This is a genomic window from Pseudomonas sp. 1152_12, from assembly GCF_052850675.1.
On sequence record NZ_VXCW01000004.1, the window covers coordinates 477,095 to 497,452 of the forward strand.

17 protein-coding genes and 1 pseudogene are annotated in these 20,358 nt (G+C 59.8%); 11 read left to right on the forward strand and 7 right to left on the reverse strand.

Annotation, left to right across the window (positions count from 1 at the left end):
• Nucleotides 1–100: 100 nt before the first annotated feature.
• Nucleotides 101–1,003 (reverse strand): Hsp33 family molecular chaperone HslO, encoded by a 903-nt coding sequence (hslO, locus tag FW764_RS09995; protein WP_446433782.1) that lies wholly within the window; start codon nt 1,001–1,003, stop codon nt 101–103.
• Nucleotides 1,004–1,128: 125 nt separating this feature from the next.
• Here hslO and FW764_RS10000 point away from each other — a divergent pair, with 125 nt between their 5' ends.
• On the forward strand, nt 1,129–1,932 hold the full coding sequence (locus tag FW764_RS10000; RefSeq protein ID WP_446433783.1) for a phosphatase PAP2 family protein: 804 nt from the start codon (nt 1,129–1,131) through the stop codon (nt 1,930–1,932).
• Between the two features lie 74 nt (nt 1,933–2,006).
• Here FW764_RS10000 and FW764_RS10005 read toward each other — a convergent pair whose 3' ends face one another.
• Nucleotides 2,007–2,414, reverse strand: coding sequence for an RNA-binding S4 domain-containing protein (locus FW764_RS10005; RefSeq protein ID WP_159953663.1), 408 nt, complete (start codon nt 2,412–2,414; stop codon nt 2,007–2,009).
• Between the two features lie 116 nt (nt 2,415–2,530).
• Between FW764_RS10005 and rimA the strand changes: the two genes are divergently transcribed.
• Genes rimA through rimK form a run of 3 tightly spaced genes read left to right on the forward strand, consistent with a single transcriptional unit; the run spans nt 2,531 to nt 4,708 of the window.
• Complete coding sequence (gene rimA, locus FW764_RS10010) at nt 2,531–3,310, forward strand: S6 modification regulatory phosphodiesterase RimA (protein ID WP_446433784.1); 780 nt, start codon at nt 2,531–2,533, stop codon at nt 3,308–3,310.
• Nucleotides 3,311–3,323: 13 nt separating this feature from the next.
• Nucleotides 3,324–3,806, forward strand: coding sequence for a retropepsin-like aspartic endopeptidase RimB (rimB, locus tag FW764_RS10015; protein ID WP_446433785.1), 483 nt, complete (start codon nt 3,324–3,326; stop codon nt 3,804–3,806).
• Nucleotides 3,803–4,708 carry a 30S ribosomal protein S6--L-glutamate ligase gene (gene rimK / locus FW764_RS10020; protein WP_025855543.1) on the forward strand — a complete coding sequence of 302 codons (906 nt, stop codon included), beginning with the start codon at nt 3,803–3,805 and terminating at the stop codon, nt 4,706–4,708. The genes rimB and rimK overlap by 4 nt, the downstream gene beginning before the upstream one ends.
• 138 nt (nt 4,709–4,846) lie before the next feature.
• On the opposite strand, the gene FW764_RS10025 is transcribed toward rimK, so the two are convergent.
• Both FW764_RS10025 and ompR read right to left on the reverse strand, forming a co-directional pair.
• A complete protein-coding gene (locus FW764_RS10025; RefSeq protein WP_446433786.1) occupies nt 4,847–6,160 on the reverse strand; it encodes an ATP-binding protein in 1,314 nt (437 codons plus the stop codon).
• 117 nt (nt 6,161–6,277) lie between these two features.
• Nucleotides 6,278–7,018 carry an osmolarity response regulator transcription factor OmpR gene (ompR, locus tag FW764_RS10030; RefSeq protein WP_053255745.1) on the reverse strand — a complete coding sequence of 247 codons (741 nt, stop codon included), beginning with the start codon at nt 7,016–7,018 and terminating at the stop codon, nt 6,278–6,280.
• 355 nt (nt 7,019–7,373) lie between these two features.
• Between ompR and FW764_RS10035 the strand changes: the two genes are divergently transcribed.
• From FW764_RS10035 to tauD, 7 genes are all read left to right on the forward strand, one after another.
• On the forward strand, nt 7,374–9,698 hold the full coding sequence (locus FW764_RS10035) for a Tex family protein (protein ID WP_446433787.1): 2,325 nt from the start codon (nt 7,374–7,376) through the stop codon (nt 9,696–9,698).
• Nucleotides 9,698–10,081: a PaaI family thioesterase gene (locus tag FW764_RS10040; protein ID WP_446433788.1), complete on the forward strand. Its 384-nt coding sequence runs from the start codon at nt 9,698–9,700 to the stop codon at nt 10,079–10,081. Before FW764_RS10035 ends, FW764_RS10040 begins: the two co-directional genes overlap by 1 nt.
• Before the next feature lie 214 nt (nt 10,082–10,295).
• Nucleotides 10,296–11,879 (forward strand): glutamate--cysteine ligase, encoded by a 1,584-nt coding sequence (gene gshA, locus FW764_RS10045; protein ID WP_446433789.1) that lies wholly within the window; start codon nt 10,296–10,298, stop codon nt 11,877–11,879.
• Between the two features lie 263 nt (nt 11,880–12,142).
• Nucleotides 12,143–13,120: a taurine ABC transporter substrate-binding protein gene (gene tauA / locus FW764_RS10050; RefSeq protein ID WP_446433790.1), complete on the forward strand. Its 978-nt coding sequence runs from the start codon at nt 12,143–12,145 to the stop codon at nt 13,118–13,120.
• A gap of 17 nt (nt 13,121–13,137) precedes the next feature.
• Complete coding sequence (gene tauB, locus FW764_RS10055; protein ID WP_446433791.1) at nt 13,138–13,917, forward strand: taurine ABC transporter ATP-binding subunit; 780 nt, start codon at nt 13,138–13,140, stop codon at nt 13,915–13,917.
• Nucleotides 13,914–14,750 (forward strand): taurine ABC transporter permease TauC, encoded by an 837-nt coding sequence (tauC, locus tag FW764_RS10060; RefSeq protein WP_446433792.1) that lies wholly within the window; start codon nt 13,914–13,916, stop codon nt 14,748–14,750. The genes tauB and tauC overlap by 4 nt, the downstream gene beginning before the upstream one ends.
• A gap of 11 nt (nt 14,751–14,761) precedes the next feature.
• A complete protein-coding gene (gene tauD, locus FW764_RS10065) occupies nt 14,762–15,598 on the forward strand; it encodes a taurine dioxygenase (protein WP_446433793.1) in 837 nt (278 codons plus the stop codon).
• A gap of 67 nt (nt 15,599–15,665) precedes the next feature.
• Here the strand turns inward: tauD and mgrA are convergent, their stop codons facing one another.
• From mgrA to betT, 3 genes and pseudogenes are all read right to left on the reverse strand, one after another.
• The gene (gene mgrA, locus FW764_RS10070; protein ID WP_446433794.1) at nt 15,666–16,703 is read right to left on the reverse strand and encodes an L-glyceraldehyde 3-phosphate reductase; all 1,038 of its coding nucleotides are present in this window, start codon (nt 16,701–16,703) and stop codon (nt 15,666–15,668) included.
• Between the two features lie 108 nt (nt 16,704–16,811).
• Nucleotides 16,812–17,890 (reverse strand): annotated as a pseudogene (locus FW764_RS10075) (OprD family outer membrane porin); the annotation flags it as partial.
• Nucleotides 17,891–18,075: 185 nt separating this feature from the next.
• Nucleotides 18,076–20,037, reverse strand: a complete 1,962-nt coding sequence (gene betT, locus FW764_RS10080; protein ID WP_446433817.1) for a choline transporter BetT — start codon at nt 20,035–20,037, stop codon at nt 18,076–18,078.
• Nucleotides 20,038–20,358 lie beyond the last annotated feature (321 nt).

Here is a 20,358-nt window from a genome sequence, read left to right on the forward strand (position 1 = left end):
GGGCCGGATTATGCCAGAAAAGCCCAAAAATAGTAGGGCCCTCCCGTCAGAACTGCGCTAATCCGGCGTTTGTCAGGTGATTTACCTGTGCTTAAACGTTTTAGTGGCGGGTGTCAGAAGGGGTGTCGATGCCCGCACCGGCGAATAATTGGGCGACATCGGCGGCGTCGAACAGGTAACGCTGGTTACAGAACTGGCAGTCGATCTCGATATTGCCCCCGTGTTCCACCACCAGGTTCTGCGCATCTTCCAGCCCCAGGCTGACCAAGGCGTTCGCCGAACGCTCGCGCGAGCAGCTGCAACGGAAGCGCAGACCCTGTGCATCAAACAGGCGCACGGCTTCTTCGTGGTACAGGCGGTGCAGAATGGTTTCGTTGTCCAGGCCCAGCAGCTCTTCAGCGGTCAGGGTGCCGGCCAGAGCGGTGAGTTTGCGCCAGCTATCGGTGCGCTCATCGTCGTCCTTGATGCGGTCGGCCGGCAGTTGCTGCAGCAGCAGGCCACGGGCGCGCTTGCCGTTGGCATTCAGCCAGAACTTGGTGCCGACCTGCTGGGACATCACGAAATAGTTGGTGAAGCAGTCCGACAAGGTCTCGCCGTCGAGGTCGACGATGCCCTGGTAGCGCTGCCCTTCAGTCGGGTCGACGGTGATCGCCAGCACGCCGTTGGCCATCAAGTCGGACAGCGTAGCATCCGGCTTGATCAAATCGGCGTCGTAACGGGCCAGGCCACGGATTTCGCGCTCGCTGGAGCACTCAATCATCAGCATCGGCACCGGACCTTCGGAGCGCGCCTGCAAAATCAGCAAACCGTCGAACTTCATGGTGCCCACCAGCAGCGATGCCGCTGCCATCAGCTCACCGAGCAACTGCGCGACCGGCTCCGGATAGGGGTGCTTGGCGAGGACTTCGGCATAGCTACGCTCCAGCGAGACCAGTTCGCCGCGAGCGTCGTTCTCGTCGAAGATGAAGCGTTGGGTGAAGTCGGTATCCGGTAGATCAGTCATAGGTCTGGGTATCTGAATTGATGACAAATTGATTACAAGGTTTATAAAATTAACCGCTTTAGCACCACATTGGTGCGGCTTTCTGCTGGAAACGGAGAGCAAAATAGAGCGAAGAGGGACAGTTTATGAACAATCCGGGTTTGTTCCAAGCCAAGTGGAACCTCCGGCGATGGGCTCTGTGCAATCTAGTCGCTATCGGACTGCTGTGTTTTTGGCTGTGGCCCACGGGCCAAATGCTGTGTGTGATTTTCGACGAATGGTTGTTTCATCTGCTCAATGACCCACTGGCGAGCAATTCGGCATGGTTGCATGTGTGGGCAGTAGCGAGCTTGCGGCCTTTTGATGCGGTGGTCGGGGTGATTTTGCTGGCGCTGCTGATTCGCGGTGACTGGGTGTTCAAGGCCGTCCAGGTACGCCAGGCGTTCTTTGGTTTCCTTGGCATTCTGCTGCTGTTGCTGTTTATCCGCCTGCTGTTCTCCAAGCTTGCCGCGCAGATGGGCTGGCAACACAGCAGCCCGTCGATGGTGATCAGTGGCGCGATTCACATGAGCGACTATTTCCCAGGATTGGAGAAAACCTGGGAGCTGAAGGACCGTTCGGGTCAGAGTTTCCCTGGCGATCATGCGTCGGTGCTGCTGATCTGGGGCATGTTCATGACGGTATTTGCCAAGCGCATCGGCCAAGTGCTGGTGATCTGGGGCCTGGCGCTGCTATTCATGATGCCGCGGCTGGTGGCGGGTGCGCATTGGGGGCAGGACGATTACATCGGCGGCGTGTTGCTGGCGTTGTTGGCGCTGGGGTGGGGTTACTACACGCCGTTTGCGGCGAAGGTGTCGAATGGGTTGCTGCGACTGACGGCGCCGATCTTCGGGTTGCTGGGTAAGCTGCCGATCGTCGGGCGATTGAGCGTCATGCGCACTACCGCGTAACACCGCCTACTCATGTGGGAGCTGGCGTGCCGGCTCCCACAGTTGATCTCCTTGTTTGCTGGAGATTTGCGCAATCAATCATCATTGCCACTGCCGCGAAACTTGAACAAATCGCGACGCTGCTTCTTGCTCGGTTTGCCATCGGTGGTCATGCCGGTAGCGCCCGCCTTACGCATGGCCGCCGCATTTTCGCGCTTGGCGATACTGGCCTCGGTTTCGGTATACAGTGCCTGCGCTTCGGGTGCACCGCGACGCACAACGGACAGGGCCTGCACCACGACAGTCTTTTCATCAAACCCCACCCGAATCTGCAGCTCGTCACCCACGCGAGGCTCTTTGCCCGGCTTGCAGCGCTCACCGCGATGATGCACTTTGCCACTCTCAATGGCAGCCTTGGCCAGCGCACGAGTTTTAAAGAAACGCGCTGCCCACAGCCACTTGTCCAAACGGACTTTTTCTTCCTCTTCCTGCTTTTGAGCCACTTGAATTCCTCGCTCTGAAAAATGTCGCAACTTTACCGTTGAAGCCCTTCGACGCATAAACCCCAAGGCTCACCTAAGATACGCCAGGTACCACCCTGTTTTTGCGAGGATACGCCGTGACCGATTTCCCTGCCTCACTCACCTCGCCCAACCAGCGTTGCGTGGGCTGCCAGCAAAGCGAGCCCCTGGGTTTCGATTTTGCATTTGCCTATCAGCCTATCGTAGACCTTAGGGATCACTCGATCTTCGCCCACGAAGCCTTGGTACGGGGCATCCATGGCGAGGGGGCCTGGTCGGTGCTGGACCTGGTCAACGAAAGCAACCGTTACCGCTTTGACCAGCGTTGTCGTACCCAGGCAATTGCCGGGGCCGCTGCTTTGGGGATGAAAACCCATCTTTCGATCAACTTCATGCCCAATGCCGTGTACCGGCCGGAACTGTGCATTCGCAGTACCCTGGAGGCGGCCCGCGCACATAATTTCCCGCTCAACCAGCTGATTTTTGAAACGCTGGAAAGCGAGCACGTAGATAACTATCGCCATTTGACCAATATTCTGCGTGAATACCGCGAATTCGGCTTCAAGACCGCCATCGACGATTTCGGCGCGGGCTATTCGGGGCTGAATCTGCTGGCCGATTTCCAACCTGACCTGATCAAACTCGACATGGCGCTGATTCGCGACGTCGACCAAGATCGTGTCCGCCAGGTAATCGTCCAGGGGGTTGTCACAATCTGTGAGCAGTTGGGCGTTACTGTCATTGCCGAAGGCATCGAAAGTGCCGGCGAGCGCGACTTCCTATCCGACTGCGGAATATTTCTGATGCAGGGTTATTGGTTCGCCAAGCCTGCATTTAAAGCCTTGGCCGAGGTTCCACCTCACGCCTGGGCGAACTGATCGGTTACCCATATTGAAGACATTTGACCATTTGACCGTTGTGGGTCTGCGTGAGTGGGTGGCTCTTCCCGACTTGGGAGTGGCTGGCCTGCGCGCAAAGATCGACACCGGGGCCAGCACCTCGAGCCTGCACGCCACCGATATCGAGCCATTTGTACGCGACGGTGAGAAGTGGGTGCGCTTTACCGCGCACCTGGGCAGCGTGGTGCAACTGCGTCACCGCCGCTGCGAAGCGCCGCTGGTGACAATGAAAACCATCAAGAGCTCCAACGGCCACGCGCAGGTGCGCTATGTGATCAGCACCACCCTCGCATTGGGTGATCGGGTGTGGCGGGTAGAATTCACCCTCGCCTGTCGCAAGGCCATGCGTTACCGCCTGTTACTGGGTTCCAAGGCGCTGATTGACGGCCACTTGGTGGTCAGTCCCGGCGTCAAGTACGTTCAAGACAAGCCGGTGTTCCCGGTCTCTACTATTTCTACCCCAGGTGCTGCATGAAGATTGCTGTGCTGTCGCGAAACCCGCGTCTGTATTCCACCCGCCGCCTGGTCGAGGCCGGCACCGAACGTGGCCACGAAATGGTGGTGATCGACACGTTGCGTGCCTACATGAACATTGCCAGCCACAAGCCGCAGATCCACTACCGGGGCAAGCCTCTGGAAGGCTTTGATGCAGTGATCCCGCGTATCGGTGCCTCAGTGACGTTTTACGGCTGCGCGGTGTTGCGCCAGTTTGAAATGATGGGCGTATTCCCCCTCAATGAATCGGTGGCCATTGCGCGCTCACGAGACAAGTTGCGTTCGCTGCAGTTGCTGTCGCGGCGCGGGATCGGCCTGCCAGTGACCGGTTTTGCCCACTCCCCCGATGACATCCCTGACCTGATCGACATGGTCAACGGCGCGCCGCTGGTGATCAAAGTGCTCGAAGGCACCCAGGGCATCGGTGTGGTGCTGTGTGAAACCGCGACTGCTGCGGAATCGGTGATCGAGGCGTTCATGGGCCTCAAGCAGAACATTATGGTGCAGGAATACATCAAGGAGGCCGGCGGTGCGGATATCCGCTGCTTCGTGGTGGGCGACAAGGTGATTGCGGCAATGAAGCGCCAGGCCAAGCCGGGGGAGTTCCGCTCCAACCTGCACCGTGGCGGCAGTGCCAGCCTGATCAAGATCACCCCGGAGGAACGCATGACCGCGCTGCGGGCCGCAAAAGTGATGGGGTTGGCGGTGGCGGGCGTGGATATCCTGCGGTCAAACCATGGGCCATTGGTGATGGAGGTGAATTCCTCGCCGGGTCTGGAAGGGATTGAGACCACCACCGGGAAGGATGTGGCGGGGATCATCATTCAGCACCTGGAGAAGAATGGTGGGCCAAATATGACGCGGACCAAGGGTAAGGGCTGAATCAGCTCATTTATCAAACACCACAAAACAGTGTGGGAGCTGGCTTGACTGCGATAGCGGTGGGCCAGCAACCTATACGTTGACTGATACACCGCTATCGCAGTCAAGCCAGCTCCCACACTTGATTTCTGTTACTGGTTAAACCGCGTCTCGCGGCAGCATCAGGCCAAGCGGCAACCGAACCCGCGCCTCCAGGCCTCCCGCCTCCCGATTGCGCAATTCAACATTGCCGCCATGCATCGAGGCAATCCGCCGCACAATCGCCAGGCCCAGGCCCGTGCCCTTGCCACCACGGGCACGGTCGCCACGGGTGAAAGGGTTGAAAATGCCTTCCAGTTCCGCAGGGTCGATACCCGCGCCACGGTCCATCACACTCAACACCACATAAGGCGCAGCACTGTCGCCGGACACATACGCCGCCACTTCCACATCGGAACCAGCATGGTGCAAGGCATTGCCGATCAGGTTGTTCAGCAAGCGCTTCATCGATACACGACGCAACGCGAATGGCTGGATCGGCTCCAGACGCATGCGCACCTGTTCGCCGTTCTGGTTATAGGGTGCCACGACCTCGCGCACCAGGTCCGTGAGGTCGACTTCCTCCACCACCTCATCGCGACCGTCACGAATGAACGCCAGAAACTGGTCGAGAATCGCGTCCATGTCCTCGATATCACGCACCATGTCATCGGTCAGGTCGGTGTGGTTACCCATCAACTCCAAGGACAGTCGCAGTCGCGTCAACGGCGTACGCAGGTCATGGGACACGCCCGCCAGCATCAGCTCGCGCTCGCGGCCGGCCTGCTCGACATCTTCCGCCATCTGATTGAAGGCGCTGTAAACCTCAGTCATCTCACTGGGTGTATCACTGACCGGCAAGCGCACGCTGCGGCCCTGTCCCAGTTGGCGAGCCGCAAATACCAAGCGTTTGAGTGGTTGGTTGAGCTGGCGCACGAAAATCCACGCGGACGCCGTTGAAAGCAGCCCGATGGCCAGGAACCAGCCCAGCACGTTCCAGATCTTCTGCCCCCGCAGTGGGTGCGGGTACAACGGCACCTTCAGCCAATCCTGCCCCAGGCTCGGTGCCCGCACCCACAACGCTGGCGACACATGCATACGCAGCCGCACCTCGGTGTCTTCACCCAGCTCGGCCTGCATCTGGCGCTGGTAAATCTCACTGTAGGGCCAATGCTGCTCCCCTTCCGGCACACCCGCGCCAGCCACACGCACGAGGGTTGCGGCCTTAGCGATCTTCTCGCGGTTCTCAGGGTCAGCCGCCCAATAGGCGCGCAGCGTCAAGGCGACGCCGTGGCTGTACTGCCTGTCCACCAGCACGTCTTCGTTCATCAGCAGATAAACCAGTGTCAGTGCCTTGGAAAACAGAACGACGATCAGCACCAGCCAAAGGGTGCGTGAGAAGAAACTTTGCGGGAACCACAACGGGGTTTTCATAGGGGACTGCCAGACACCTTGCATATACGAGCGGCGCTCGCAGACATGCAGACGCCGGGCAGCCCGTTGACCCTCAGGGAGTCAAACGCCTGGCTGCCCGCGCCTGCAAATCATCGATTACTTGGTTGCAGTGCCATCCGGCACAAACACATAACCCACGCCCCACACCGTCTGGATATAACGCGGCTTGGACGGGTCCGGCTCGATCATCCGGCGCAGACGGGAAATCTGCACGTCGATGGAGCGCTCCAAGGCGTCCCATTCCCGACCACGGGCCAGGTTCATCAACTTGTCGCGCGTCAGCGGCTGGCGAGCGTTCATCACCAGAGCCTTGAGCACGGCGAATTCACCGGTGGTCAGCATGTGCACTTCTTCGCCACGCTTGAGCTCACGGGTCGCCAGCGACAGCTCGTAGTCACCAAAGGTGACGCTTTCGTCTTCGCTGCCTGGCGCGCCCGGTACCGGGGCTGCCTGGCGGCGCAATACGGCTTTGACCCGCGCCATCAGCTCGTCCGGGTTGAACGGTTTGGCCAGGTAGTCATCAGCGCCCAGTTCGAGGCCCTTGATGCGGCTCAGCTCATCGCCCTTGGCGGTTAACATGATGATTGGAATCTGGTTGTTCGCACCGCGCAGGCGTTTGCAGGCGGTGAGGCCGTCTTCGCCCGGCAGCATCAGGTCGAGCACGACCAGATTGAACACTTCACGCCCCAACAGGCGATCCATTTGCTCGGTGTTCGGCACCGCGCGGGCACGGTAGCCCTTGGAGTTGAAGAAGCGCTCCAGCAGGCTGCTCAGCCCCGGGTCGTCGTCAACGATGAGAATTTTTTCGCCTTCAGCAGTTTGTGCAGTGCTGCTCATTAGATGCTCCTCTTATCTCGGCGCGCATTATGGCGTAGCTGCCGTTATACGCACCGTGTGCATTGTTAGCAGATTTTTCCTCTACCGCCAGCGAACCCTTGCCTTGCAACCTGCGGCGCAATCCCCACGGGGGTCGGAACGCTGGTTATAATGCGCCGCCTTTGTGCAGGGTAATGTCAGACTTTACTGCTTACTGCCTCACTCGTTTTTTCAGCGACGGGCAGCAATTTTCCGATTTCGAGGGTCAATAGGCTGCCTTTTGACCCAGGCAGCGGCGCCGAAAGGGCCGCTCAACCAGCCTCGCAACGCCTTGTTTTCCGGGCCTGTGAGCTGCTTTCAGAATTCAGGTGGTTTTATGGACAGCATCAACAGCCGCATCGCCGAGGAACTCGGTGTACGCCCACAACAGGTCGAAGCGGCCGTCGCTCTACTGGATGAAGGCTCCACGGTGCCCTTCATCGCCCGTTACCGTAAAGAAGTCACCGGCAGCCTCGATGATATCCAGTTGCGGCATCTGGAAGAGCGCCTACGCTATCTGCGAGAACTCGACGAACGGCGCGTCAGCATCCTCGCCAGCATCGAGGAGCAAGGCAAGCTGACGCCGCAATTGGAACGCGACATCAAGCTCGCCGACACCAAGACTCGCCTCGAGGACCTTTACCTGCCGTACAAACAGAAGCGCCGCACCAAGGGCCAGATCGCCCTGGAAGCCGGCCTTGGTGATCTGGCTGACGGCCTGTTCAACGATCCATCGCTGACCCCGGAAACCGAAGCTGCACGCTTCATTGATGCTGACAAAGGCGTCGCCGATGTCAAGGCCGCCCTCGAAGGCGCCAAGTACATCCTGATGGAGCGCTTCGCCGAGAACGCCAGCCTGCTGGAAAAGCTGCGTACCTACCTCAAGCAGGAAGCCACCCTCAGCGCCCGTGTCATTGCCGGCAAAGAGGAAGAAGGCGCCAAGTTCCGCGACTATTTTGAACACGACGAACCGCTCAAGAGCATGCCGTCCCACCGTGCGCTGGCGATTTTCCGTGGCCGTAACGAAGGCATTCTCAGCTCCGCACTGAAAGTCGGTGACGAACTGCCAGGCACCATGCACCCGTGCGAAGGCATGATCGGGCAACAATTCGGCATCCAGAATCAGAACCGTCCTGCGGACAAGTGGCTCGGTGAAGTGGTGCGCTGGACCTGGAAGGTCAAGCTCTACACCCACCTGGAAACCGATCTGCTCGGCGAGTTGCGCGACGGCGCCGAAGCCGAGGCGATCAACGTCTTCGCCCATAACCTGCATGACCTGCTGCTGGCCGCCCCGGCGGGCCCGCGCGCAACCTTGGGCCTCGACCCGGGCCTGCGTACCGGTTGCAAGGTCGCGGTGGTCGACTCCACCGGCAAGATGTTGGACCACGCCACCGTGTATCCGCATGTGCCGCACAACAAGTGGGACCAGACCCTGGCCATCCTGGCCGCCCTGTGCGCCAAGCATTCGGTGGACCTGATCGCCATCGGCAACGGCACCGCCAGCCGGGAAACCGACAAGTTGGCCGCCGAACTGATCAAAAAATACCCGGCCATGAAGATGACCAAGGTCATGGTCTCCGAAGCGGGCGCTTCGGTGTACTCGGCGTCAGAGCTGGCTTCCAAGGAATTCCCCGACCTCGACGTGTCGATCCGTGGCGCCGTTTCCATTGCTCGCCGCCTGCAAGACCCGCTGGCCGAGCTGGTGAAGATCGACCCTAAATCCATCGGCGTCGGCCAGTACCAGCATGACGTGTCGCAACTGAAACTGGCGCGTGGCCTGGATGCGGTGGTGGAAGACTGCGTAAACAAGGTCGGCGTGGACGTCAACACTGCCTCGGTCGCGCTGCTGGCCCGTATTTCCGGCCTCAATTCAACACTGGCGCAGAACATCGTCACTCACCGCGACGAAAACGGCGCGTTCAAAACCCGCGCGGCACTGAAAAAAGTCGCACGACTGGGTGAAAAAACCTTCGAACAGGCGGCCGGTTTCCTACGAGTAATGAACGGCGATAACCCGCTAGATGCCTCGGCAGTTCACCCGGAAGCCTACCCGCTGGTGCAACGGATTGCCGCCGAGACTGACCGCGATATTCGCTCACTGATCGGCGACGCTGCGTTCCTCAAGCGCCTGGACCCGAAGAAGTACACCGACGAAACCTTCGGTGTGCCGACCATCACCGACATCCTGCAAGAGCTGGAAAAACCTGGCCGCGACCCGCGTCCCGAGTTCAAGACCGCCGAGTTCCAGGACGGCGTCGAAGACCTAAAGGACCTGCAACTGGGCATGATCCTCGAAGGCGTTGTGACCAACGTGACCAATTTCGGTGCCTTTGTGGATATCGGCGTGCATCAAGACGGTTTGGTGCATATCTCCGCACTTTCGGAGAAGTTCATCAAGGACCCTCGCGAAGCGGTCAAAGCTGGTGACGTGGTCAAGGTCAAGGTCATGGAAGTCGACATCCCGCGCAAACGCGTCGGCCTGTCGATGCGCATGAGCGACACCCCGGGCGAGAAAATCGACGGTGCCCGTGGCGCACGCCCAGGTTCGGCGCCGCGTCAGTCGCAAAACAACGCACCTCGGAAGGAAACCGCCACCGCAGCGCCGAGCAACAACGCTATGGCGTCGCTGTTCGCCAATGCCAAGCAGTTGAAGAAGCGCTGATGGAAATTCCAGTCGGCTTGACCCAGAGCGCGTTCAGCGAGCTGATCGGCTGCCGCCTGCAACGCTTGGATGAAGGGGTTGCCGAGGTGGCCCTGACCCTTGAGCCGCAGCTGCGCAACCGCGCGGGCAAGCTCCATGGCGGGGCGATTTTCAGCCTGGTAGACATCACCATGGGGTTGGCATGCTCCAGCTCCCATGGTTTCGACCAGCAGAGCGCCACCATCGAGTGCAAAATCAACTATATACGCGCCGTTGAAGACGGCGATGTGCTGTGCGTCAGCCGCGTGATTCACGCCGGCCGACGCACGCTGGTGGTCGAAGCCGATGTGCATCAAGGCGAAAGACTTATCGCAAAAGCACAAGGTACCTTCGCTGTCCTCTAGCTCCCCGCCCTCGATTTGAGTTAATTTCGGCGCTGCGACAACAGCGTCGGAATTTTCTTGCTGCGCTATAGCCCAATTCATGGAGTGAAGTAGGCTTTTTCAAAGCGGGTCAAATCGACTCAAAACCAGGCGATCACGCCAGTTTCAACTTCACCCTTGTAGACCGTCCTGCCCACCCCCATATTGGGGCGACTGACGCGTGAAGGAATCCAACTTGAGCGAACTTCTCAACCGCCGCCTGGCCTTGCTCGGCAAGCGCGAACACCTCTCCCTGCTAGAGCAGTGCTTGCACGGCATCGAGCGTGAATGCCTACGCGTCACCAGTGAGGGTCGTCTGGCGCAGACGCCGCACCCTGAAGCCTTGGGCGCCGCGTTGACCAATGAACAGATCACCACCGACTACTCGGAGTCGCTGCTGGAGTTCATCACCCCAGCCCTGCCGAACCCGGCCGATACCCTAAGCAGCCTGGACAAGATCCATCGCTTTGCCTACAGCAAGCTCGGCAACGAGTACCTGTGGAGCCCTTCTATGCCGTGCCCGTTGCCAGCCGAGGAAGATATTCCGATTGCCTACTACGGCACCTCCAATATCGGGCAGCTCAAGTACGTGTACCGCAAGGGCCTGGCACTGCGTTACGGCAAGACCATGCAGTGTATCGCCGGCATCCACTACAACTTTTCCCTGCCGGAAGCGCTGTGGCCGTTGCTCAAGGAGACAGAAGGTTTCGTCGGCACCGACCGCGACTATCAGTCCACCGCCTACATCGCACTGATCCGTAACTTCCGCCGCTACAGCTGGCTGCTGATGTACCTGTTTGGTGCCTCACCGGCCCTGGACGCCGGTTTCCTGCGCGGCCGCTCACACCAGTTGGAAGTGCTGGACGCCGACACCCTGTACCTGCCCTATGCCACCAGCTTGCGCATGAGTGACCTGGGTTACCAGAGCAACGCTCAGGCCGGTTTGACGCCGTGCTACAACGATTTGAGCAGCTACACCGACAGCCTGCGCGAAGCGGTGGCAACACCCTACGCGCCTTACGTCGAAGTCGGCACCCATAAGGACGGTGAGTGGGTTCAGCTCAACACCAACATCCTGCAGATCGAAAACGAGTACTACTCCAATATCCGCCCAAAGCGCGTGACCTACACCGGCGAACGGCCGATCCAGGCGCTGATGGCGCGCGGCATCCAGTACATCGAAGTGCGCTGCCTGGACATAAACCCGTTCCTGCCGATGGGCATCGACCTGCCGCAGTCGCGTTTCCTCGACGCGTTCCTGCTGTACTGCGCGCTGAACGACAGCCCGCTGTTCGCCAATAACGAATGCGGCAATGCCACCTCCAACTTCCTCAGCGTGGTCAAGGAAGGTCGTCGTCCGGGCCTGCAGTTGCAGCGTCAGGGCCAGCCTGTGGACATGAAGGAATGGGCCACCGAGTTGCTGGAGCAGATCGCGCCGCTGGCGGCGCTGCTTGATGAGAGCCACGGCATCACCGAGCACAACCAGGCGCTGGATGCTCAATTGGCCAAGGTCAAGGATCCGTCCCTGACGCCGTCCGCTCAGGTGTTGGCGGCGATGGCCGAACGTAAGGAGAGTTTTGCGCAGTTCTCCCTGCACCAGAGCGAGGTGCACGCCGAATATTTCCGTAAAGAGCCGTTGCCGGCGCAAGAGCAGGCACGCTTTGAAGAATTGGCGCACAATTCGCTGGCGCAGCAGGCGGAGCTGGAGCAGAACGAAGTGGGCGACTTTGATGTGTTTGTCGGGTCGTACCAGGCGAGCATCTTGGCGATCAGCAACTAAAAAGCCGAGCTCAATTCCTCATGGGAATGGGCTTTATGTGGGAGGGGGCTTGCTCCCGATAGCGGATTATCAGTCATCTATCATTGACTGGCCCACCGCCATCGGGAGCAAACCCCCTCCCACATTTGCCCGCTGTTGACTGAAGACCGTCTTTCACCTTTCTCCTCATAAGCTAATTCGAAAAAGTTATTTATTTTCGAGTTCTTAGATCATTTAGTCTCCTCACACGCCGACCCTCGGCCGCCTGATTGAGGAGCTCCCCCTTGAAACGTTTAACCCCTCTGCGCCTCTTGGCCGCATTGTCCCTGGCCGGTGCCAGCCTGTTTGCCCGGGCGGCGGATGTGACCATCGCTTATCAGACCACCGTGGACCCGGCGAAAGTGGCCCAGGCCGACGGCACGTATGAAAAAGCCACCCGCGCCAAGATCGACTGGCGCAAATTCGACAATGGCGCCGACATCATCGCCGCCATCGCCTCCGGCGACGTGCAGATCGGCTACCTCGGCTCCAGCCCGCTGACCGCTGCCGTTACCCGCAAAGTTCCAGTGGAAACTTTCCTCGTGGCCACCCAAATCGGCGGCGCCGAAGCGTTAGTGGCTCGCAACGGCTCAGGGATCAACAACCCTCAGGACCTGATCGGCAAAAAAATCGCCGTGCCCTTCGTATCCACCGGCCACTACAGCCTGTTGGCCGCATTGAAGCACTGGAACATCGACCCTGCGAAAGTCACCATCCTCAACCTCGCGCCGCCGGCAATCATCGCCGCGTGGAAACGCGGTGACATCGACGCCACCTACGTGTGGGACCCAGCCTTGGGCGTGGCCAAGGAAAACGGCAAGGTGCTGATCACCTCCGGCGAACTGGCCAAGTTCGGCGCGCCGACCTTCGATGCGTGGATCGTGCGTAAGGATTTCGCCGAGAAGCACCCGGAAATCGTCACGGCCTTCGCCAAAGTCACTCTGGATGCCTACTCCGCATACAGCAAAGACCCCCAAGCCTGGCTCGCCGATAAAGGCAACGTCGACAAACTGGTGAAGCTCTCCGGCGCCAAGTCCAGTGACATCCCACTGCTGCTGCAAGGCAACGTCTACCCGCTGGCCGCTGACCAACTGACCCTGCTGGGCGCACCGATCACCAAGGCTGTGACCGACACCGCTGCGTTCCTCAAGGAACAAGGAAAGGTCGACGCGGTGCTGCCGGACTACGCCCCTTACGTCAGCGCCAAGTTCATCACCCACTGATTCAGGAGTTCATTGCGATGGCCTTGCTACAACTGGAGCGCATCAGCGCACAGTACCCAGGCGCCACAGAACCGGTACTGTCTGACATTTCACTCGAGCTTGGGCCCCAGCAATTGCTGGTGGCCCTCGGTCCGTCCGGCAGTGGCAAGACTTCGCTGTTGAACCTGATTGCCGGTTTCGTCGAGCCTTCTGCCGGGCGCATCACCCTCGATGGCGTGCCGGTCAAAGGCCCTAGCGCCGAACGCGGCGTGGTGTTCCAGGACGATGCCCTGCTGCCTTGGCAGGACGTGCTGGCCAACGTCGGTTTCGGTCTCGAACTGGCCGGCGTGCCCAAGGCACAACGTGAAGTACGCGCCCGGGAAATGCTCACCCTGGTTGAGCTCGCCGGTTTCGACAGCCGCCGTATCTGGCAACTTTCCGGCGGCCAGAGGCAACGTGTGGGCCTGGCCCGCGCCCTGGCGGCAGACCCACGCGTGTTGCTGATGGACGAACCCTTCGGCGCCCTCGACGCCTTTACCCGCGAACACATGCAGGAACTGCTCCTACAAGTCTGGCGGCGCACGGCCAAGCCGGTGTTCCTGATAACCCACGACATTGAAGAAGCGGTGTTCCTCGCCACCGATTTGATCCTGCTGGCGCCCAACCCCGGCCAGATCGTCGAGCGTCTGCACCTGGACTTCGGCCAGCGCTACGCCGCCGGTGAGTCGGCGCGGGCGATCAAGTCCGATCCGCGCTTTATCGAAACCCGCGAACACGTGCTGGGCCACGTGTTCTCGCAACGGCAGGTGTCCGCATGAGCAGCTACGAACTTCCCGCCACCGCCGCCAAGCCGGCAGCGCACGCGGTTATTGCGGTGCGTCGCAGCCTGAGCACACGTTGGGTCAGCGTACTCACCTTGGTCGTCTTGCTGGCGATCTGGTGGGCGGTGACCGCCACCGGCTTGATCGAACCGTTATTCCTGCCGCCTCCGTCTGCTGTGCTGCAAAAAGGCTGGCTGCTGGCGACCACCGGCTACATGGACGCCACCTTGTGGCAGCACTTGGGCGCAAGCCTGCAGCGTATCGGCCTGGGCCTCGGTTTTGCGGTGCTGACCGCCGTGCCGGTGGGCATTGCCATCGGTTCCAACCGCATCGCGCGCGGCATTCTCGACCCGCTGATCGAGTTCTACCGGCCGATTCCACCGCTGGCTTATTTACCGCTGATCGTGATCTGGTGCGGCATCGGCGAGCTGTCCAAGGTGTTGCTGATTTATCTGGCGATCTTCGCACCTATCGCCATCGCCACCGCGACCGGCGTGCGCACGGTCGACCTCGCCAAGCTGCGTGCCGCGCAGTCGTTGGGCGCCAACCGTGCCCAGTTGATTCGCCATGTCATCCTGCCGAGCGCCCTGCCCGACATTCTCACCGGTGTGCGCATCGGCCTGGGTGTGGGCTGGTCGACATTGGTCGCTGCAGAGTTGATCGCGGCCACCAGCGGGTTGGGCTTCATGGTGCAGTCGGCGGCGCAGTTTCTGGTCACCGATGTGGTGGTGCTGGGGATTCTGGTGATCGCGCTGATCGCCTTCGCCATGGAAATGGGCCTGCGTGCCCTGCAGCGTAAATGGGTGCCTTGGCATGGCCAGGCACACTGAGAGAGAACAGCATGAGCAGCCTGACCGTTACACCAATAAGCACCGCTCTGGGCGCCCTGATCAGTGGCGTCGATATCACCCAGCCGCTGCCCCCTGGAGAACGCGACGCCATCGAGCAGGCGTTACTCAAGCACTCTGTGCTGTTCCTCAGAGACCAGGCCATTAACCCGCAACAACAGGCGCGGTTCGCGGCGAATTTTGGCGACCTGCATATTCATCCGATTTATCCCAACGTGCCAGAACAGCCAGAAGTGCTGATCCTCGATACCGCCGTGACCGACGTGCGCGACAACGCCGTGTGGCATACCGACGTGACCTTCCTGCCCACGCCGGCACTGGGCGCGGTGCTCAGCGCCAAGCTGTTGCCGGCGTTTGGTGGCGATACCTTGTGGGCCAGCGGCATTGCGGCGTATGAAGCGTTGTCCGAACCGTTGAAGGTGCTGCTCAACGGGTTGACGGCAACCCACGACTTCACCAAGTCCTTCCCGCTGGAGCGTTTTGGCAACACCGCCGAAGACTTCACGCGCTGGGACGAAACCCGCAAGAAAAATCCGCCGCTGTCGCACCCGGTGGTGCGCACGCATCCGGTGAGTGGGCGTAAGTCGCTGTTTGTCAGTGAGGGGTTTACCACCAGGATCAACGAGCTGGAGGCGGCGGAAAGCGAGGCCATTCTAAAGCTGCTTTTTGCTCACGCAACACGCCCGGAGTTCACGATCCGCTGGCGGTGGCAAGAGAATGATGTGGCGTTCTGGGATAACCGCGTGACACAACACTACGCGGTGGATGACTACCGGCCGCAGCGCCGGGTGATGCATCGGGCAACGATTTTGGGCGATGTGCCGTTCTAGTCGCCACACTGAAAGTCAAATGTAGGAGGGGGCTTGATCCCTCCCACATTGACCGGGTCGTACCAAATTATTCAGCCGTGGATGGCTTTTCCCACAAGTTGATCCCGCCTTCCTGCGCAAACCGATCAATTTCCGCCAACTCCTGCGCACTGAAGCTCAAGTTCTTCAACGCCCCGACGTTCTCGATGATCTGCTCGGGCCGGCTTGCGCCGATCAGCGCACTGGTCACCCGTGGGTCGCGCAGGGTCCAGGCCAGCGCCAGTTGCGCCAAACTCTGGCCACGACGCTTGGCGATTTCATTCAAAGCGCGCACGTGGGCGATGTTGGCTTCAGACAAGTGCTTGGCCTGTAACGAGCTGCCACCCGGGCGGTTAACCCGCGCATCCGCTGGCACGCCATTGAGGTACTTGTCGGTGAGCAAGCCCTGAGCCAGCGGCGTGAACGCAATCACCCCGGCACCGAGTTCTTCTGTGGTGTCCAGCAGGTCTTTTTCCACCCAGCGGTTAAGCAGGTTGTAGGCAGGCTGATGAATCAGCAGCGGCACTTTCCACTCTTTGAGCAAGGCTGCGATTTCGCGGGTTTTCACGCCGGAATAGGACGAGATACCGATGTACAACGCCTTGCCCTGTTGCACGGCCGTGGCGAGAGCGCTGGCGGTTTCTTCCAGCGGGGTGTCGGGGTCAAAACGGTGGGAGTAGAAAATATCCACGTAGTCGACACCCAGGCGTTGCAGGCTCTGGTCCAGGCTCGCCAGTATGTATTTGCGCGAACCGCCGCCCTGGCCGTAAGGACCGGGCCACATGTCCCAACCGGCTTTGCTGGAGATGATCAGCTCGTCGCGGTAATGCTTGAAGTCTTCGCGCAGCAAACGGCCGAAGTTGATCTCGGCGCTGCCGTAGGGCGGGCCGTAGTTGTTGGCCAGGTCGAAGTGGTTGATCCCCAGGTCGAAGGCGGTACGCAGCAAAGCGCGCTGGGTGTCGATCGGGGTGCTGTCGCCAAAGTTGTGCCACAGCCCCAAGGACAGTGCAGGTAGCACCAATCCACTGCGGCCTACGCGGCGGTAGGGAATAGATTCATAGCGGTTTTCGGCAGCAATATACGTCATCGAATCCTCTCTGGGCTTAGGGCCAGTAAGGCCTGGAAGTAACGATATTTCCAGGCCTTTTAACCCGCTGAATCGCTTAACTATACCCATCCGTTTTACAGCAATTTACTACCAGAGTGGAACGACATAGCTGACATAGAAGCGATTTTCATCTTGCACGGTGGCACCGGTAATGTCCGGGCTGGCGTGCGCGTTTTTCCAGGTCACGCCCAGGCCTTTGAGGGTGCCGGTCGGTACTTGGTAGGCCGCCGCAATGTTGCGTTCCCATTCGCTGGTGTCACCCTGCGCGGTGCGGATGTCGTCACCGTGAGCGTAGGCGGCGGAGAACGTCAGGCCAGTAAGACCGAGCTTGCCGAAGTCATATTTGTACTGCGCCAGCCAGGTGCGTTCGCCCGCGTGCTGGAATTTGTTCAACTGCATGTTGGTCAGTGCCGGGGTGTCGGCACCTGAACCTGGGCCCTGGCGAGCATCGCCACTGTTCAGGCCGGAATCGAGGTATGGGAAATCACTGTCGCCGCTGTTTTTCTGGATGCCCAGGCCGACGGTATGGCCGTCCAGGCTGTAGCTTTCAAGCAAGCTGGCGGTGGTCTGGTTGATGCGGCCCTTGCTGGTGCCATCACCGTAGAGGCCGGCCGCGGCAAAGTCCTCCACAGGCTGACGGTGGTGTTCTGGATGCCAGTGTAGTCCGCACCGCCGAACAGGAAGCGATCACTTTCTTGGATACCGCCGGCGGTGGTCATGCCCTGGTCGCCGGTTTCATTACGAATTTTGGTCTTGAAGATATCGCCACCGGTGAAGGTGAAGTCGCTGAGGTCCTTGGACACCAGTTGCACACCGGTACTGGTTTGGTGGTACAGGCGGCCGTCAGTGTTGGACAGCACCGGGTTATTGCCGTGCAGCGTGCCGACGCGCAGCTCATCCTTGGCGAAGCGCATCTTGAACGTAGGGCTAAGTACGCCGAACTGGTCGGCGGATTTGCCGTTATCCAGTGGGAACATGCTGCCGGGGTAGCGACCTTGATGATTCTTGTCGTTGAGGTCACCACCGGAGTCCAGTTTCAAGCCATAGAACGCCTGCAGGTCGAGGCCAAAACCGACCGGCCCATCGGTGTAGCCGGACTTGAAGTTGAACTCGAAACCCTGGCCCCAATCCCGCACGCTGTGGGCCTTGGCGCGGCTGTTGACCACACCATGGGGCTTATTAACGTCTTCATTAGTTACCGGTCTCCGTCACTGTTCCGAAATGAAAGCGTCAAACGCTTTACACAATTACGCAGTGGCCAGATGACAGTTGCGCGTCAAAGCCGGGCTTCAACGAATGAAATTACGTTTAAGAAAGCCCCGTGGGACGGGGCTTTGCGGGGATTACTACGTCAGCGCACCAAGTGCAGGAACTGCAGGTGACGCTCGTATTGGTCGAGGATGTCGTTGATGATCTGCTCCTTGGTGTAGCCCACCAAGTCGTAGTCCTGGCTGCCCTCACTCAGGTGCACTTCCGCTCGGTAATAGCGACGGTTGTTGAGCTGTTTGGAGCCCATGCCACCGCGTGCAAATGACGGTGTGAAATAGCCGCGCATCTGCACCTGATACACGAACGGGTGTTCTTCGCCGTGGCCGATTTCCAGGCTGACGCTGTCGTTGGCTGGGTCGGGCTGGGCGACGACGCTGAGGCCTTTTTCGACAAACACCGCCGTCACTTCTTCGATCGCCGGGCGCACCGTGGCTTCAAGGAACCGGTACACCTCATCGCGCGACGGGAAATGCACCGCCTGGGTCAAACGCTGGCGCCAACCGCCCGTGCCTTTGCGTGAGCCGGACACCGGCGCGAGGGAATGCATCTGCGCGATCTGCTTTTGCGATTCGAGGTAGAACGCCTTGTGCAGGCCCCACATCATCAACAGCAGGATCAGCGAGAACGGCAACGAGGTCAGCACCACCGCGGACTTCAGTGAGTCGATATTGCCGGCAAACAGCAACGCACTGGTGACCAATGCAGTCATCGCCCCCCAGAACACGCGCAGCCATTTCGGACCGTCTTCGTCGGCGTTACCGCCTTTGGAGGACAGGGTCGACAGCACCACGGTGCCGGAGTCGGCCGAGGTGACGAAGAACACGAAGCTGATAAACACCGTGACGGCGATAACCGTCTTGCTCCACGGGTAGGTTTCCAGCAACAGGTAGAGGCTCATCGACGGGTCATCGATGGCCGACTGGCCGAGCGCGGTCAAGCCGTGGTTGAGCACTTGATCGATGGCACTGTTACCGAAGATCGACATCCACGCGAGGGTAAAGCCCAGCGGAATCAGCAGCACACCAAACACGAATTCGCGGATGGTGCGGCCACGGGAAATACGCGCGATAAACAGGCCTACGAACGGCGACCATGCGATCCACCAGGCCCAGTAGAACACCGTCCAACCGCCCAGCCAGTCGCTGGGTTTATCGTAGGCGTACACATCAAAACTCTTGGTCGGCAAGGCACCGAGGTAGTCACCAATGTTCTGGATCAGGGTGTTAAGCAAGTGCTGGGTGGGCCCGGCGAACAACACAAACAGCAGCAGCGCGCAGGCCAGCAGCATGTTGATATCGGACATCACCCGCACGCCCTTGTCGACGCCAGCGACGGCGACGAGGATCGCGGCGCCCATCATCAGCGTGATCAGGCCGACCTGGACCCACTGGGTGTGGGCAATGCCGAACAGGTAGTCGAGGCCAGAGTTGAGGTGCAACACGCCGAAGCCCATGTCGGCACCCAGGCCAAACACCGTGGCGATGATGCCGAAGCCATCCACCGCGTAGCCGATGGGGCCGTTAATGCGCTTACCGATCAGCGGGTACAGCGCCGAGCGCAGCGCCAGCGGCAGGTTATGCCGGTAGGCGAAATACGCCAAGGCCATGCCGACAAAGGCAAACACACCCCAGCCGTGCAAGCCCCAGTGCAGAAACAGAATCTGCATGGCTTGGCGCGCGGCATCGGCATTCATTGGCGCGCCCTGAGGCGGTTGCACCAGGTGCGTCAGCGGCTCGGACACGCAAAAGAAAAACAGCGTGATGCTGATCCCGGCGGCGAACAGCATGCCCGCCCAAGACAGGTAACTGAATTCGGGTTCGTCGTGGTCGGCACCGAGTTTTATCTTGCCGTAGCCCGATAGCGCGGTGACCACCACGAAGACCAGATACAGGGTCATCGCCAGCATGTAGTACCAGCCGACCGTGTTGGCCGCCCAGTTTTGCGCGGCCAGCAGCCAGGCACCGGCCTGTTGCGGGATCGCGATGACCGTGATGCCAAATAGCAGGATGAAGCTGGCGGCAAAGTAGAAAACGGGCGCATTCATGCGCACCATGCCACTGGATGGGGTGGACGATGCACTCATGAACGATGCACCCCTAGGGTGTGGGATGTGGCTGTAAATAACGGACTCAGCAAAGGTAAGCCTCCTGTTGTGAGCGGGCAGCGAACCACCGGTTTAACTTGAACGAACATTCAAGTTAAACATGGATAAGCGGTTTTGGACTAATCGCAGAGCTGAGTGGTAGGTAATTCCTACACTAGCTCAAGGATTGATATGACGGGTGCGCGAGGAAAAACGTTCACCGATTTCCGCGTTAAACACAGCTCAAAATTGGAGCGCGATCAAAAAATGCGGAAAGCGGCT